Origin of the sequence: Pseudomonas atagonensis (genome assembly GCF_011369485.1) — a bacterium.
GTDB lineage: Bacteria > Pseudomonadota > Gammaproteobacteria > Pseudomonadales > Pseudomonadaceae > Aquipseudomonas > Aquipseudomonas atagonensis.
Map to the genome: position 1 here is coordinate 41,995 of NZ_VXCA01000007.1, position 15,986 is coordinate 57,980.

The 15,986-nt window shown below is 61.4% G+C and carries 16 protein-coding genes; 3 read left to right on the top strand and 13 right to left on the bottom strand.

Annotated features, from left to right (window positions below; genetic code table 11):
• Positions 1 to 116: 116 nt before the first annotated feature.
• Entirely contained in the window at positions 117 to 1,130 is a 1,014-nt protein-coding gene (locus F2P67_RS05050) for an AI-2E family transporter (protein WP_166218132.1), read from the top strand.
• Positions 1,131 to 1,225: 95 nt separating this feature from the next.
• On the opposite strand, the gene F2P67_RS05055 is transcribed toward F2P67_RS05050, so the two are convergent.
• Positions 1,226 to 2,500 carry an Hsp70 family protein gene (locus tag F2P67_RS05055; RefSeq protein WP_166218135.1) on the bottom strand — a complete coding sequence of 425 codons (1,275 nt, stop codon included), beginning with the start codon at positions 2,498 to 2,500 and terminating at the stop codon, positions 1,226 to 1,228.
• 292 nt (positions 2,501 to 2,792) lie between these two features.
• On the opposite strand from F2P67_RS05055, the gene F2P67_RS05060 reads away from it, so the two are divergent.
• Entirely contained in the window at positions 2,793 to 3,743 is a 951-nt protein-coding gene (locus F2P67_RS05060) for a DnaJ C-terminal domain-containing protein (protein ID WP_166218138.1), read from the top strand.
• A gap of 23 nt (positions 3,744 to 3,766) precedes the next feature.
• Positions 3,767 to 4,072, top strand: a complete 306-nt coding sequence (locus F2P67_RS05065) for a chaperone modulator CbpM (protein WP_166218141.1) — start codon at positions 3,767 to 3,769, stop codon at positions 4,070 to 4,072.
• Between the two features lie 125 nt (positions 4,073 to 4,197).
• On the opposite strand, the gene F2P67_RS05070 is transcribed toward F2P67_RS05065, so the two are convergent.
• The 12 genes from F2P67_RS05070 to urtA all read right to left on the bottom strand — a co-directional run bounded on the left by F2P67_RS05070 (position 4,198) and on the right by urtA (position 15,763).
• Entirely contained in the window at positions 4,198 to 5,325 is a 1,128-nt protein-coding gene (locus tag F2P67_RS05070; RefSeq protein WP_166218143.1) for a sensor histidine kinase, read from the bottom strand.
• Between the two features lie 157 nt (positions 5,326 to 5,482).
• A complete protein-coding gene (gene ureC, locus F2P67_RS05075) occupies positions 5,483 to 7,183 on the bottom strand; it encodes an urease subunit alpha (protein WP_166218146.1) in 1,701 nt (566 codons plus the stop codon).
• Positions 7,184 to 7,338: 155 nt separating this feature from the next.
• Positions 7,339 to 7,644: an urease subunit beta gene (locus F2P67_RS05080; RefSeq protein ID WP_007915947.1), complete on the bottom strand. Its 306-nt coding sequence runs from the start codon at positions 7,642 to 7,644 to the stop codon at positions 7,339 to 7,341.
• Complete coding sequence (locus F2P67_RS05085) at positions 7,644 to 8,177, bottom strand: GNAT family N-acetyltransferase (protein WP_166218149.1); 534 nt, start codon at positions 8,175 to 8,177, stop codon at positions 7,644 to 7,646. Before F2P67_RS05085 ends, F2P67_RS05080 begins: the two co-directional genes overlap by 1 nt.
• 5 nt (positions 8,178 to 8,182) lie before the next feature.
• The gene (locus F2P67_RS05090; RefSeq protein ID WP_166218152.1) at positions 8,183 to 8,716 is read right to left on the bottom strand and encodes a GNAT family N-acetyltransferase; all 534 of its coding nucleotides are present in this window, start codon (positions 8,714 to 8,716) and stop codon (positions 8,183 to 8,185) included.
• Positions 8,717 to 8,725: 9 nt separating this feature from the next.
• Positions 8,726 to 9,028, bottom strand: a complete 303-nt coding sequence (ureA, locus tag F2P67_RS05095) for an urease subunit gamma (RefSeq protein WP_042608931.1) — start codon at positions 9,026 to 9,028, stop codon at positions 8,726 to 8,728.
• A gap of 225 nt (positions 9,029 to 9,253) precedes the next feature.
• Positions 9,254 to 10,093, bottom strand: a complete 840-nt coding sequence (locus tag F2P67_RS05100) for an urease accessory protein UreD (RefSeq protein WP_166218155.1) — start codon at positions 10,091 to 10,093, stop codon at positions 9,254 to 9,256.
• 43 nt (positions 10,094 to 10,136) lie between these two features.
• Complete coding sequence (gene urtE, locus F2P67_RS05105) at positions 10,137 to 10,835, bottom strand: urea ABC transporter ATP-binding subunit UrtE (RefSeq protein ID WP_166218158.1); 699 nt, start codon at positions 10,833 to 10,835, stop codon at positions 10,137 to 10,139.
• A gap of 71 nt (positions 10,836 to 10,906) precedes the next feature.
• Complete coding sequence (gene urtD, locus F2P67_RS05110; protein ID WP_166218161.1) at positions 10,907 to 11,776, bottom strand: urea ABC transporter ATP-binding protein UrtD; 870 nt, start codon at positions 11,774 to 11,776, stop codon at positions 10,907 to 10,909.
• Positions 11,773 to 12,852 carry an urea ABC transporter permease subunit UrtC gene (urtC, locus tag F2P67_RS05115; protein ID WP_166218164.1) on the bottom strand — a complete coding sequence of 360 codons (1,080 nt, stop codon included), beginning with the start codon at positions 12,850 to 12,852 and terminating at the stop codon, positions 11,773 to 11,775. Before urtC ends, urtD begins: the two co-directional genes overlap by 4 nt.
• A complete protein-coding gene (gene urtB, locus F2P67_RS05120) occupies positions 12,852 to 14,354 on the bottom strand; it encodes an urea ABC transporter permease subunit UrtB (RefSeq protein WP_166218167.1) in 1,503 nt (500 codons plus the stop codon). Before urtB ends, urtC begins: the two co-directional genes overlap by 1 nt.
• Positions 14,355 to 14,497: 143 nt before the next feature.
• Complete coding sequence (urtA, locus tag F2P67_RS05125; protein WP_095047339.1) at positions 14,498 to 15,763, bottom strand: urea ABC transporter substrate-binding protein; 1,266 nt, start codon at positions 15,761 to 15,763, stop codon at positions 14,498 to 14,500.
• Between the last annotated feature and the right edge of the window lie 223 nt (positions 15,764 to 15,986).

Here is a 15,986-nt window from a genome sequence, read left to right on the forward strand (position 1 = left end):
TGTGGGAGCTGGCTTGCCCGCGATGAGGCCCGAAAGGTCGGCCCGCATATTCCTAGTGCTCACCCCGGATCGCTGGCAGACTGCCAATCCTTTTACGCCGTTCGTTTTGAGGCTGTATGCCAACGTTTTCTGAGCGTCATGTTGTGTTTTGGGTCAGTTGCATCATCATTTTCGGCGGTTTGCTGCTGGTGTTGCCGCTGCGCTTGTTGCCGAGCCTGCTGGCCGGTTTGCTGGTGTTCGAGCTGGTCAACATGCTCACCCCGCAACTGCAACGGCTGATCGAAGGCCGCCGTGCCCGTTGGCTGGCCGTGGCGTTGCTCGGTACGCTGGTGGTCAGCGTGCTGGCGCTGATCTTTGCCGGCGCCATCAGTTTTCTCCTGCACGAAGCGGAAAACCCCGGGGCTTCCCTCGACAAATTCATGGGCGTGGTCGATCGAGCGCGCGGTCAGTTGCCGCCGTTCATCGACGCCTATCTGCCGGCCAGCGCCGCCGAATTTCGCGTAGCGATTGGTGAGTGGGCGAGCAAGCACCTGGCCGACCTGCAGCTGGTCGGCAAGGACGCGGCGCACATGTTCGTGACGTTGCTGATCGGCATGGTGCTCGGCGCGATCATCGCCCTGCAGCGAGTGCCGGACGTGACCAAGCGCAAACCGCTGGCGGCCGCACTGTTCGACCGTCTGCATCTGCTGGTTCAAGCGTTTCGCAACATCGTGTTCGCGCAGATCAAAATCTCGCTGCTCAATACTTTCTTCACCGGGATCTTCCTTGCGGTGATCCTGCCGATGTTTGGCATCAAGCTGCCGCTGACCAAAACCCTGATCGTGCTGACCTTCCTGCTCGGCCTGCTGCCCGTGATCGGTAACCTGATGTCGAACACGCTGATCACCATCGTCGGTCTGTCGCTGTCGATCTGGGTGGCGCTGGCGGCGTTGGGCTACCTGATTTTTATCCACAAGCTCGAATACTTCCTCAACGCGCGCATTGTCGGCGGACAGATCAGTGCCAAGTCGTGGGAGTTGCTGCTGGCGATGCTGGTGTTCGAGGCCGCGTTCGGCCTGCCGGGGGTGGTGGCGGGGCCGATTTATTACGCGTATCTGAAGAGTGAGTTGAAGCTGGGCGGGATGGTTTGATCCAGGCTTTGTAGCGTCTGAGCCGGCGCTTTCGCGAGCAAGCCCGCTCCCACAGGATCACACCGAACCTGTGGGAGCGCACCGCCCATTCTGGATCAGTTCACCGAGCCATAACGCTTCATGGCTTCAATCGCCAGACCGCTGCCGATGCTGCCAAAGATGTTCCCTTCAACATGCCGTGCATTCGGCAGCATCGCCGACACGCTGTTGCGCAGCGCCGGAATGCCGCTGGAACCGCCGGTGAAGAACACCGTATCGACCTGACCGACCGACACGCTGGCATCGTTCAACAGTTGCGTGACGCTGCCGCGCACCCGCTCCAGCAAGGCATCGATGGCCGACTCGAACAGAGCCCGCGTCAGTTCCACGCTCAATCCGCTTTCGATCCGGTCCAGCGGCACATGGCGGCTGTCGGCGTGGGTCAGCTGGATCTTGGTTTCTTCCACTTCCATCGCCAGCCAGTGGCCGGCGCGCTGTTCGATCAGCTTGAACAGGCGATCGATGCCGCCTGTGTCTTCGATGTCGTAGCGCATGCTGCCCAGAGCCAGCGTGGATTTTTGCGAGTACACCGAGTTGATGGTGTGCCAGGTCGCTAGGTTCATGTGGTGGCTGGTCGGCATGTAGGCACCGCTCTTCATGCGGCTGCCGTAGCCGAACAGCGGCATCAGGCCTTGCAGGCTCAGTTGTTTGTCGAAGTCGGTTCCGCCGATGTGCACGCCGCCGGTGGCGAGGATATCGTCGTGGCGGTTATCCACACCGCGTCGCTCGGGCGACAGGCGCACCAGCGAGAAGTCCGACGTACCACCGCCGATGTCGACGATCAGTACCAGCTCTTCCTTTTCGATGGTCGACTCGTAGTCGAAGGCCGCTGCAATCGGCTCGTACTGGAACGATACGTCCTTGAAACCGATCTTTTTCGCCACGTCCACCAGGGTGTCTTCGGCTTCCTGGTCGGCCAGCGGATCGTCATCGACGAAGAACACCGGGCGGCCCAGTACCACTTGTTCGAACTCCCGACCGGCGGCAGTTTCGGCGCGGCTCTTCAGCTGGCCGATGAACAGGCCGAGCAAGTCCTTGAACGGCATCGCTGTACCGAGCACGCTGGTGTCGTGCTTGATCAGCTTGGAACCGAGCAGGCTCTTCAGCGAGCGCATCAGGCGGCCTTCGTAGCCTTCCAGGTACTCGTGCAGCGCCAGGCGACCGTACACCGGGCGGCGTTCCTCGATGTTGAAGAAGACCACCGACGGCAGGGTGATCTTGTCGTCTTCCAGCGCGATCATCGTTTCCATGCCGGGGCGCAGCCAGCCGACGGTGGAGTTGGACGTGCCGAAGTCGATGCCGCAGGCACGGGCTGGAGAGGCGTCTTTCATGTCTTTCGGTTCCGGTCAAAAAAACGGCCGCGCAGTGTATGTCAGTGCGCGACAGATTCGAAGGCCGGCTATCTGCTAATTGATGACTAAACTGCCTTGAAAGCCAATGTTTCGCCCCAAACTTGCTGGCATGGGCCGGCAGACATACCGGCGGTCGCAAGAACCGTCGTCCACTGCCGATAAACTTCTGCTGCGCCACCCGGTCACAACCTTGAGATCGGTCAACCTGGCAAGCGCACAATGGCGCATGCTGGCATCGGCGCGAAATCGATAACGGATGGTGATTCCTTCGATGGACTTCAAAGACTATTACAAGATACTCGGCGTGGAGCCGACGGCTGACGACAAGGCAATCAAGGCTGCCTATCGCAAGCTGGCGCGCAAATACCACCCCGATGTCAGCAAGGAAAAAGACGCCGAGGCCAAGTTCAAGGACGCCTCGGAAGCCTATGAAGCGCTGAAAAGCGCTGACAAACGCGCTGAATATGACGACCTGCGCCGCTACGGCCAGCATGGTCAGCCATTTCAGGGGCCACCGGGCTGGCAGAGCCGTGGCGGTTTTGGCGGCGGCGGTGGCGACACGGGTGATTTCTCGGACTTCTTCAGTTCGATCTTCGGCAATCGCGGCCCCGGTTTCGGTGGCGGCGAAGGCCGGCAGCAACGCAGTGCAGGGCGCCGAGGGCAAGACGTGGAAATGGAACTGCCGATCTTCCTCGAAGAGACCCTGTCGAGCGAGTCGAAGAAGGTCACCTTCCAGGTGCCTCAGTACAATGCTAACGGTCAGCACGTCAGCAACACCAGCAAGAGCCTGAACGTGAAGATCCCGGCGGGTGTCACCGACGGCGAGCGCATCCGTCTCAAGGGCCAGGGCGCACCGGGCGTCGGTGGCGGGGCGAATGGCGATCTGTACCTGACCATCCGTTTCGCGCCGCACCCGAAATTCGATGTCGAAGGTGAAAACCTGATCATCACCTTGCCGCTGGCCCCGTGGGAGCTGGCGCTGGGCGCCGAGGTGGCCGTGCCGACCCTGACCGGCAAGATCAACCTCAAGGTTCCGGCCGGCAGCCAGAACGGCCAGCGCATGCGCGCCAAGGGCCATGGTTTGAAAAACAAGGCAGGCGAGCGCGGTTATCTGTTCGTGCAGCTCAAGGCCGTGATGCCGAAAGCGGCGGACGATGAGGTCAAGGCGCTGTGGCAGGAACTGGCGAAGAAAGCCGCCTTCAATCCGCGAGAGAACTTCTGAACCCGACGACGGAGTAGCCCATCATGAGCAGCCCCCTGATCGTTCAACTGGACATGGCAGAATTCTGTGAGGCAGCCGATTTATCGGATGTCTACGTGATCGAAATTGTCGAACACGGCATCCTCGAACCTCAGGGCAAGCAGCCCCGGGAATGGCGTTTCACTGACTACGAACTGGCCTTGGCCAAACGCGCCGCCAAGCTGCGGCGCGACCTGGAGCTGGAATGGGAAGGGGTGGCGCTGGCGCTGGACTTGCTTGAAGAGGTTCGCGAGTTGCGGGCCGAAAACCGCATGTTGCGCCAGCGTCTTGCGCGGCTGGTGGTCGACTAGTCCGTCTGATGTTTATCGATTGCTGGTGCGGGCCTCTTCGCGAGCAAGCTCGCTCTCACAATTGGAATGCATAATCCTGTGGGAGCGGGCTTGCTCGCGAAGAACGATAACGCAGGTTCCCCAGCTCAAGATTTTCTGGGTAATACCACGCTGAACAACGTGCCGTCAGCCTCGTTCGAGCTGACTTCAATGGAGCCGCCATGGGCGGTGACGACCTCCTTGACGATAAACAATCCCAACCCAAGGCTGGTCGACGGTTGCCCGAGCTCTTCGTCGGCGCTGCGCACCAGCGGGTCGAAAATCGTCCCGATCGCTTCTTCCGGAATCGGCGTGCCGTAATTGTGCACCGACAGGCAAACGCGCTCGCCTTCGCCGCTGACGGTGAGGGTGACGGCGCGTTTGTTCGAACCGTGCTGCAAGGCGTTGCCGATGAGGTTCTGCAACAGTTGATCCATGCGTCCGGCATCCCAGACACCTTGTGTGTCGCCCTGTACGTTTATCTCCGGATCGCATTCCGGGTTGCCGGCACAGGCCTCGGCGACGGCTTCGCGCGCCGCTTCGGCCAGATCCATCGGCGCCGGTTCGATCGGCAGGCTTTTGCCGAGACGGCTGCGCACCAGTTCCAGCAAATCACTGACCATTGCCGCCATGTGATGCGCGCCGCGTTTGATGTGCAACGCGCAGGTCAGGGCCTCGCCTTGCAAACTGGATTTGCGCAGCAGTAGTTCGGTGGACATGCTCACCGCCTGCAAGGGCGCGCGCAGGTCGTGGCCGAGGATGGCGAGGAAGATATCGCGGGAACGATTGACCTGTTCGGCATACGCCGCCGTCGATTCGGCGAGTGCTTCGTCGATGGCTTCGTTGAAGCGGATCATGTCCTGAAAATAGGTCATGTCCGGTGATTCCAGGCTGTCGACCCAGCGTCGAATCACGCAGGCGCGCAGATGACGGAATTCAGAGGTCATCTGCACCAGGTCGAAACCGACGGTGTGGCGCAGTTCGCCGTGGCTGGCGCCGGCCTGGTCGAGACTGGGCGTCCTGTCCGGGCCTTCGCCGCGTGCCTTGGCCGCTTGTTCGCCGCGGCTTTGCGGTTTGCTCATGTCACGGGCTGCGGCCAGCAGAATCGCTTTGGCGTGGTCGCGCAGCCCGGCAGTGTCGAGAAAGTCGGCCGCCGGAGTAATGGTGGCGGCGAACTGTTGCCATTCATCGACGATGGGTTCGACGTTGGCCACGATGAATTCGGAAAGACGCATGGGCAGTACCTGAAAATAGCCGGCAGCGATTCGAATAGTAGTCCCTTTGACGGGAATTTCACGACCGCTCAGAGGGCGACATTGTGCGTCCATGAAAAAGGCCCCGGCCCCGTGTGTCAGTCACGGGGCCGGGGCCTTTCAGTGCGTGGCGGCGGGCTCAGAACAGGAAGTAACGCTGCGCCATCGGCAGTGTTTCAGCCGGTTCACACCAGAGCAGCACGCCGTCGGCCTTGACCTGATAAGTCTGCGGATCGACGTCGATGTTCGGCAGATAGTCGTTGTGGATCAGGTCGGTTTTCTGTACCTCGCGGCAACCTTTGACCACGGCGATTTTCTTCTTCAGCCCCAGTGCCTCGGGCAAGCCGTCCGCCAGCGCCGCCTGGCTGATGAAGGTCAGGCTGGTGGCGTGCAGCGAGCCGCCGTAACTGGCGAACATCGGGCGGTAGTGCACCGGTTGCGGCGTCGGAATCGAGGCGTTGGCGTCGCCCATCAGACTCGCGGCAATCGCCCCGCCCTTGAGGATCAGGGTCGGTTTGACGCCGAAGAAGGCTGGGCGCCAGAGCACCAGATCGGCCCACTTGCCGACTTCGATCGAACCGACTTCATGGCTGATGCCGTGGGTGATTGCCGGGTTGATCGTGTATTTGGCGATGTAGCGTTTGGCGCGGAAGTTGTCGTTGCCTTCGCCGTCCTGCGGCAGCGGGCCGCGCTGTTTTTTCATCTTGTCGGCGGTCTGCCAGGTGCGCGTGATGACTTCGCCGACGCGCCCCATGGCCTGACTGTCGGAGCTGATCATCGAGAACGCGCCGAGGTCGTGGAGGATGTCTTCGGCGGCAATCGTTTCGCGACGGATGCGGCTTTCGGCGAAGGCGACGTCTTCGGCGATGCTCGGATCGAGGTGGTGGCAAACCATCAGCATGTCGAGGTGTTCGTCGATGGTGTTGCGGGTGAACGGCCGGGTCGGGTTGGTCGAGCTCGGCAGCACGTTAGGGAAACCGCAGGCCTTGATGATGTCCGGCGCATGACCGCCGCCAGCACCCTCGGTGTGATAGGTGTGGATGGTGCGGCCCTTGAACGCGCCGAGGGTGGTTTCGACGAATCCGGACTCGTTGAGGGTGTCGGTATGGATCGCCACCTGCACGTCGTACTGGTCGGCGACGCTCAGGCAGTTGTCGATGCTTGCCGGGGTGGTGCCCCAGTCTTCGTGGAGCTTGAGGCCGATGGCGCCGGCCTTGACCTGTTCGATCAACGGTTCCGGCAGGCTGGCGTTGCCCTTGCCGGTGAGGCCGATGTTCATCGGGAACGCGTCGGCGGCCTGGAGCATGCGTGCCAGGTGCCACGGGCCAGAAGTGCACGTCGTTGCGTTGGTGCCGGTGGCCGGCCCGGTGCCGCCGCCGATCATGGTGGTGACGCCGCTCATCAGCGCTTCTTCGATCTGCTGCGGGCAGATGAAGTGGATGTGCGTGTCGATGCCGCCGGCGGTGAGGATCATGCCTTCGCCGGCGATCACTTCGGTGCTGGCGCCGATGGCGATGGTCACGCCGGGCTGCACGTCCGGGTTGCCGGCCTTGCCGATGGCGGCGATACGACCGTCCTTGAGGCCGACGTCAGCCTTGACGATGCCCCAGTGGTCGATGATCAGCGCGTTGGTGATCAGCGTGTCGACCACTTCGGCGGCGAGCAACTGGCTCTGGCCCTGGCCGTCGCGGATCACTTTGCCGCCGCCGAATTTCACTTCTTCGCCGTAGGTGGTGAAGTCCTTTTCGACCTCGATCCACAACTCGGTGTCGGCCAGGCGCACCTTGTCGCCGACGGTGGGGCCGAACATGTCGGCGTAGGCTTGACGGGAAATCTTCATCTAGCGTCCTTCAGGAAAATAGCGGTGAGCCATCGACCCTCACCCTAACCCTCTCCCAGAGGGAGAGGGGACTGATCGCGGTGAGGCGGCTATCGGTGATCGGCTCCCTCTCCCTCTGGGAGAGGGTTGGGGTGAGGGCTGCGGTACACGCGGACTCAGAGGTCACCCATGACCCGCCCGGCAAACCCGAACACCCGCCGATGCCCGGCGTAATCCACCAGTTCCACCTCGCGGCTCTGCCCCGGTTCAAAGCGCACCGCCGTGCCCGCCGGGATATTCAGCCGCATGCCACGGCTGGCCGCGCGATCAAAGGTCAGCGCATCGTTGGTTTCGAAAAAGTGATAGTGCGAGCCGACCTGGATCGGTCGGTCGCCGCTGTTGGCGACTTTCAGGCTGACGGTGCGGCGGCCGACGTTGAGTTCGATGTCGCCGGGCTGGATCTGGTACTCGCCAGGAATCATCACTGGGCTCCTTGCAGAATCTTGTAATAGAGGGCAGTCGGTCGATACGTGCCATTCGGATCGCAGGCGTAGTCGGGGATTTCCCCGGCGCGGGTGTAACCCTGAGCCTTGTAGAAATCTTCGGCGGGCGAGCCGGCTTCGGTGTCGAGGTAGAGCATGCCGCGCTTGTGTTTGGGAGCTTCCTGCTCCAGCGCCTGCATCAGTTGCTGGCCGAGACCGCGACGCCGGGCGTGTTCGCGCACCAGCAGTTTTTGCACCTCGGCGCGATTGAGGCCGTTGGCCTTCTGGCACAGGCCCAGTTGCACACTGGCCAGCACCTGTTCGTCCTTGACCACCACCCAGAGCAACACGCTGCCTTTGTTCACTTGCTGTTGCAGGTCATCGAAATAGGCGCGGGCCTGAGCGGCATCGAGGTCGGCCATGAAGCCGACGCTGGCGCCATATCCCACCGCGTCAAGCAGCAGGTCGATCAGGCCCTGACGATAGTGGGCAAAACTTTCAGCGTTGACGCGACGCAGTTGGGCGGCGTTCATCGGTGTCACTCCTTGTTGGCGTCAGGCGGCTCCGCGCCAGGGTTGAGGGTCAGTTGCATGAAGGTCAGGTCGAGCCAGCGACCAAACTTGGTGCCGACTTGCGGCATCTGCCCGGTGATGACGAATCCGGCGCGTTCATGCAGGCGAATCGAGGCAGCATTGCCGCTTTCGATGGCGGCGACCATGACGTGCTTGCCGCCAGTCTTCGCCCGTTCGATCAGTGCGGTCATCAGTTGCGGGCCGAGGCCATTGCCGCGTTGGTCGCTGCGCACGTAAACCGAGTGTTCGACGGTGTGGCGAAACCCGTCGAACGGCCGCCAGTCACCGTACGAAGCGTAGCCGAGCACGCTGTTGTCGCCGTCGACGATCACCAGAATCGGGTAGGCCTGCGCCTGACGTGCGCTGAACCACGCCTGGCGATTGCCGAGGTCGACGGCGGATTCGTTCCAGATCGCCGTGGTATTGAGCACGGCGTCGTTGTAGATATCGCGGATCGCCGGCAGGTCAGCATGGAGGGCATCGCGAATGGAGTAAGTCATGGCGCGGCCTCAGACGATCGGTTGGTGAACGGTGACCAGTTTGGTGCCGTCGGGAAACGTCGCTTCAACCTGGATTTCCGGGATCATTTCCGCGATGCCTTCCATCACTTGCTCGCGACTCAGCAGCGTGGTGCCGTAGTGCATCAGTTCGGCTACGGTCTGGCCGTCACGGGCGCCTTCGAGCAGCGCGGCGGAGATGTAGGCCATGGCTTCCGGGTAGTTGAGCTTCACGCCACGGGCCAGGCGCCGTTCGGCGACGAGGCCGGCGGTGAAGATCAACAGCTTGTCTTTTTCGCGTGGGGTCAGGTCCATCGTTTTAAATCCATTTGGGCAGATTTGTGTGGTTCTTGTAGTGAGTGGGGTGTCAGTTGGAACCACCCCTCACCCTAGCCCTCTCCCGGAGGGAGAGGGGACCGATTCAGGTTGTTTGTTATGGCCAGTTCAGTCAGCAACATTTTTGAGTTAACAAATTCTTTTCAGGCACTTCGGTCAGGCGCCCTCTCCCTCCGGGAGAGGGCGGGGGGTGAGGGCTGGTTTTCAGGTGTTCCATATTCTTGGCGGTACTGCCTCGCGTCCCATCAATTTCGGCCGCAACAAGCGCCACAATTCAATAAGCCACGCTCGCGCCAGCAACGCTTCACTGGCCAGACAACGCGCAACCAGCAACCCCGGCAGTTGCGTCAAATCCCCGCGCACGTCATGCCCTAGCGAACGACAACGCTCCAGCAATTCAGCGTCGATTTCACCGGTCACCAGCAGCGTCGCAAACACCGGATGACCATCCAGACCAATCGGCGAGTCAAGCAAACCGTCATTCCCGACAATGCGCTGGCGTTCATGCCAGAGCAATCGACCGTCGCGGCGAATATCCAGATGCGCCTGAAAATGCCCGAGGTCGAACCGTTCGCCACTGGCCGGACGCCCCAGCGCCACCACGTCCCAGTAGAACAGCCGGGCGTCACCTTCCAGGTTAATCGAAGTGGTCAATTCGGCCTGGGCGGCGCTGTAGACGATGGTCTCCTGCGGCAACCATTCCAGTGTCGCGCCGGCGGCGACGCGCAAGTCGAGCGTCTGATAAGCGGGGCCTGCGGCGCGATACCACTTGGCGGCGCCGGGGCTGGTGATCTGCGCCCAGGCGTTTTGTTCAACGCTGGCGCTGATATCGAGTCGGTCACCGCCGGCAATCCCGCCCGGCGGGTGGACGATGATGTGCTGGCAGACTTGCGGGCCTTCGGCGTACAGATGCTTTTGCACCCGCAGCGGGCCGAGGTGCCGACGCATGACCGGGCGCGTGCAGTCGCCGAAACGGGCGTAGGCCAGTTCGAGCTCGGCGTGCCAGCTTGGGGTAAACAGGGCAGGTGAAACAGTCGAATTCATGGTTTGTAATTATCGTTAGGAAGCTACAGATTAGTTCGTTGTACTAGATCGTTACCAGCCCGCGCACACCTTCGGCCTCCATATTTTCACCGCGACCCTGCTGGACGATCTCGCCACGGGACATCACCAGGTATTGATCGGCCAGTTCGGCGGCGAAGTCGTAAAACTGCTCCACCAGCAAAATCGCCATGTCGCCGCGTTCCGCGAGTTTCCTGATCACCGCGCCGATCTCCTTGATTACTGACGGCTGAATGCCTTCGGTGGGTTCGTCGAGGATCAGCAAACGTGGCCGGCTGGCCAGTGCGCGGCCAATCGCCAATTGCTGTTGCTGACCGCCGGACAGATCGCCGCCGCGACGCTGCTTCATTTGTAGCAGCACCGGGAACAGTTCGTAGATGAAACCTGGGACTTCTTTGGCTTCTGAGCCGGGAAAGCGTGACAGGCCCATCAGCAGATTCTCTTCCACCGTCAGCCGTCCGAAAATTTCCCGGCCTTGCGGCACGTAAGCGATTCCCGCGTGAACCCGCTGGTGCGGCTTGAACGTGGTGATCGGTTTGCCTTCCCAATTCACCGCGCCCTCCTTGGCCGGCAGCAGGCCCATCAGGCATTTGAGCAGAGTGGTCTTGCCGACGCCGTTACGGCCGAGCAGGCAGGTCACTTCTCCGACTTTCACGTCAAAGCTCAGGCCGCGCAGGATGTGGCTTCCGCCGTAGTACTGATGCAGCTTCTCGACTTGCAGCATTTCCAGATCTCCTCAAATCCCCCTGTGGGAGCGAGCAAGCCCACTCCCACATTGGAAAGGTGTTTGCAGTTTCAGCGGCCGAGATAGACCTCGATCACGCGCTCGTTTTCCTGCACCTGTTCCAGCGACCCCTCAGCCAGCACGCTGCCCTGATGCAGCACGGTGACGTGGTCGGCAATCGAGCCGACAAAGCCCATGTCATGTTCCACCACCATCAGCGAATGTTTGCCGGCGAGGCTCTTGAACAACTCGGCAGTGAACTCGGTTTCGGCGTCGGTCATGCCGGCCACCGGTTCGTCGAGCAGCAACAGTTGCGGATCCTGCATCAGCAACATGCCAATCTCGAGAAACTGCTTCTGCCCATGAGACAACAAGCCTGCCGGGCGATTGACCGACGAGGTCAGGCGAATCGTCTCCAGCACTTCGCTGATGCGATCGCGCTGCTCGCCGCTCAACCGCGCACGCAAACTGGCCCACACCGACTTGTCGGTCTTCTGCGCCAGTTCGAGGTTTTCGAACACGCTCAGGGCTTCGAATACCGTCGGTTTCTGAAACTTGCGGCCGATGCCGGCCTGGGCAATCTGCACTTCGCTCATCAGCGTCAGGTCGAGGGTTTCACCGAACCAGGCCTTGCCATGACTGGGGCGAGTCTTGCCGGTGATGACGTCCATCAGCGTGGTTTTGCCCGCGCCGTTGGGGCCGATAATGCAGCGCAACTCGCCGACGCCGATGTACAGATTGAGATTGTTCAACGCACGGAAGCCGTCGAAGCTGACGCTGATGTCTTCCAGAGTCAGGATCGTGCCGTGGCGGGTGTCGAGCCCAGGGCCGGCGCTTTGGCCGAGACCAATAGAGTCGCGGCTGGTGCCGGCATCCTTGTTCGGTTCGACAGGGAAGAAGGCTGGCTCCAGCATGAATTCAGCGCTCGCCGTGACTCTCATTGTTCACCTCGTTTCTTCAGCAGACCGATCACGCCTTTGGGCAGGTACAGCGTCACGACAATGAACAGCGCGCCGAGGAAGAACAGCCAGTATTCCGGGAACGCCACGGTGAACCAGCTCTTCATGCCGTTGACCACGCCGGCACCGAGCAGCGGGCCGATCAGCGTGCCGCGACCGCCAAGCGCGACCCATACGGCCGCTTCAATCGAATTGGTCGGCGACATTTCACTCGGGTTGATGATCCCGACCTGCGGCACGTACAGCGCCCCGGCCAGACCACACAACACCGCGCTCAAGACCCAGACAAACAGCTTGAAACCGCGCGGATCGTAGCCGCAGAACATCAGGCGGTTTTCCGCATCTCGCAGGGCGGTCAGCACTCGCCCGAACTTGCTCTGCGCCAGACGCCAGCCGATGAACAGGCTGGCAACCAGCAACAACACCGTGGCCAGAAACAGCACCGCGCGAGTGCCCGGTTCGGTGATGCCGAAACCTAGGATGGTGCGGAAATTGGTGAAGCCGTTGTTGCCGCCAAATCCGGTCTCGTTGCGAAAGAACAGGAGCATGCCGGCGAAGGTCAGGGCCTGGGTCATGATCGAGAAGTAAACGCCTTTGATCCGCGAACGGAAGGCAAAAAAGCCGAATACCAACGCGAGCAATCCCGGTGCCAACACTACCAGACACATCGCCCAGACAAAGCTGCTGGTGCCGGCCCAGTACCAAGGCATTTCGCTCCACGACAGGAAGGTCATGAATGCCGGCAGCCCATCACCGGCGGCCTGCCGCATCAGGTACATGCCCATCGCATACCCGCCGAGCGCGAAGAACAAACCGTGGCCCAGCGACAGCAGACCGGCGTAACCCCAGACCAGATCCAGCGCCAGGGCGACGATGGCGTAGCAGAGGATTTTGCCAACCAGCGTCAAGGTGTAGGCCGAAACGTGCAGTGCGCTGTCTGCCGGCAACAACGACAGCAGCGGCAGGGCGATCAGCAGTGCGAGGATCACCGCGCCAACAGCAATCGTGATTTTCGGCCCGGCTTTTTGTGTGGCCGTGACTAACAGAGGCTGGTTCATCAGTCGATCACCCGTCCTTTCAGTGCGAAGAGGCCTTGCGGACGTTTCTGGATAAACAGAATGATCAGCGCGAGGATCAGGATTTTGCCGAGCACCGCACCGATCTGCGGTTCGAGAATCTTGTTGGCGATACCCAGGCCGAACGCGGCGAGCACGCTGCCGGCCAGTTGACCGACGCCGCCAAGCACCACCACCAGGAACGAGTCGATGATGTAGCTTTGACCGAGGTCAGGGCCGACGTTACCGATCTGGCTCAGCGCCACGCCACCGAGCCCGGCGATGCCCGAGCCGAGGCCGAACGCGAGCATGTCGACGCGCCCGGTCGGCACGCCACAGCAAGCGGCCATGTTGCGGTTCTGGGTGACGGCGCGAACGTTGAGGCCCAAGCGGGTCTTGTTCAGCAGCAGCCAGGTCAGCACGACGACGAACAGCGCGAAAGCAATGATGACGATGCGGTTGTACGGCAGCACCAGATTGGGTAGGACTTGAATCCCGCCGGACAACCATGCCGGGTTGGCGACTTCAACGTTCTGCGCACCGAACACCAGACGCACGAGCTGAATCAGCATCAGGCTGATACCCCAAGTGGCGAGCAGGGTTTCCAGTGGGCGGCCGTAGAGGTGACGAATCACCGTACGCTCCAGCGCCATGCCGATGGCGGCGGTGACGAAAAATGCTACCGGCAATGCGATCAGCGGATAGAACTCGATCGCTTGCGGCGCGTAACGCTGGAACATCAACTGCACGACGTAGGTCGAGTAGGCGCCAAGCATCAGCATCTCGCCGTGGGCCATGTTGATCACCCCGAGCAAACCGAAGGTGATCGCCAGACCGAGCGCCGCCAGCAGCAGAATCGAACCGAGCGACATGCCGCTGAAGGCTTGGCCGAGGATCTCGCCGATCAGCAGTTTGCGTTTGACTTGGGCGAGGCTGGTTTCGGCGGCGGTGCGCACATTGGCATCGGTTTCGACGCCGGGCTCGAGCAAACCTTCGAGGCGCGTGCGGGCGAGTGGATCACCGGTTTCGCCAAGCAGACGCACTGCGGCGAGGCGCACCGCCGGATCGCTGTCGACCAGTTGCAGGTTGGCCAGCGCCAGGCTCAGGGCGGCATGAACGCTTTCGTCTTTTTCGCCAGCCAGTTGCTGGTCGAGGAATTTCAGCTGCGCGGGTTTCGCGCTTTTCTGCAATTGCTGCGCGGCAGTCAGACGGATTTTGGCGTCGGCGGCGAGCAATTGGTGGCTGGCCATGGCGGTGTCGATCAGACCCCGCAGGCGATTGTTCAGGCGCAGGGTTTTGGGTTGGCCGTCGACGGTCAATTCGCCTTGCTGCAGGGCGTTGATCAGTTCGATACGTGCCGGATCGGGCTGCGCGGCCCAGGCTTCGAGCAGTTTTGCCTGTTGCACGGGGTTGGCCGCGACGAAGTCTTCGGCATCACCGGCGTGGGCGAGTATCGGCAACAACAGTGCGATGGCGAGAAGCAAACGGTAGATGGCAGTGCGCATATGCGTGGCCTTGCGTAGTGATCGTTCCCACGCTCCGCGTGGGAATGCAGCCCGGGACGCTCCGCGCCCCCAAAGCGGACGCAGAGCGTCCGTTGAGGCATTCCCACGCAGAGCGTGGGAACGATCAGGTTGAGCGGGATAACTCAGTTGCTCTTCACCGCATAATCCGGCTTCTTGTCGTTGCCCTGAATGAACGGGCTCCACGGCTGCGCACGGATCGGGCCTTCGGTTTGCCATACCACGTTGAACTGACCGTCGCTCTGAATCTCGCCGATCATCACCGGTTTGTGCAGGTGGTGATTGGTCTTGTCCATGGTCAGGGTGTAACCGGACGGCGCGGCGAACGTCTGGCCAGCGAGGGCTTCGCGGACCTTGTCGACGTCGGTCGATTTGGCTTTCTCAACCGCCTGCGCCCACATGTGGATGCCGACGTAAGTGGCTTCCATCGGGTCGTTGGTCACAGCCTTGTCAGCGCCCGGCAGGTTGTGTTTCTTCGCGTAGGCTTTCCAGTCATCGACGAACTTCTTGTTCACCGGATTCTCCACCGACTCGAAGTAGTTCCACGCCGCGAGGTTGCCCACCAGCGGCTTGGTGTCGATGCCGCGCAGTTCTTCTTCGCCCACCGAAAACGCCACCACCGGTACGTCGGTGGCCTTCAGGCCCTGGTTGGCCAGTTCTTTGTAGAACGGCACGTTGGAATCGCCGTTGACGGTCGAGATCACAGCGGTCTTGCCGCCGGCCGAGAACTTTTTGATGTTGGCGACGATGGTTTGATAGTCGCTATGACCGAACGGGGTGTAGACCTCTTCGATGTCTTTATCCGCTACGCCTTTGGAATGCAGGAACGAGCGCAGGATCTTGTTGGTGGTGCGCGGATACACGTAGTCGGTGCCGAGCAGGAAGTAGCGCTTGGCGCTGCCGCCTTCTTCGCTCATCAGGTATTCAACCGCCGGGATCGCTTGCTGGTTCGGCGCGGCGCCGGTGTAGAAGACGTTCGGCGACATCTCTTCGCCTTCGTATTGCACCGGGTAGAACAGCAGACCGTTGAGCTCTTCGAACACCGGCAGCACCGATTTGCGCGACACCGAGGTCCAGCAGCCGAACACCACCGCGACCTTGTCCTGGGTCAGCAACTGCCGGCCCTTTTCGGCGAACAGCGGCCAGTTCGACGCCGGGTCGACCACCACCGGTTCGAGCATCTTGCCGTTGACGCCGCCCTTGGCGTTGATCTCGTCGATGGTCATCAACGCCATGTCTTTGAGCGACGTTTCGGAGATCGCCATGGTGCCGGACAACGAATGCAGGATACCGACCTTGATGGTCTCGGCGGCCTGGACAGTCCAGGTCATGCCCATCGCGGCAATGGATGCCGTGAGTGTGAAAGCCTTGATCAAACTGCGACGCTTCATTGTGCGATCTCCATGAACGTTAAAGTTTTTTATGGTTGGCAGATGCGGACGACTGAAGGGTGTTTTGCAAGGGCTGTGCCCAACCGCGCAAACGGCTTTGCCAGAGGGCAGCAGCGTCGGCTTGCCGCCACGGCGTGCACTATTAACAGGCAGCCAGGTCGCTGGCGTGCACAGGATTGCGCGCAAATGGTGCTGCGTCGGGGCGCACGATGCGCCACAGGAT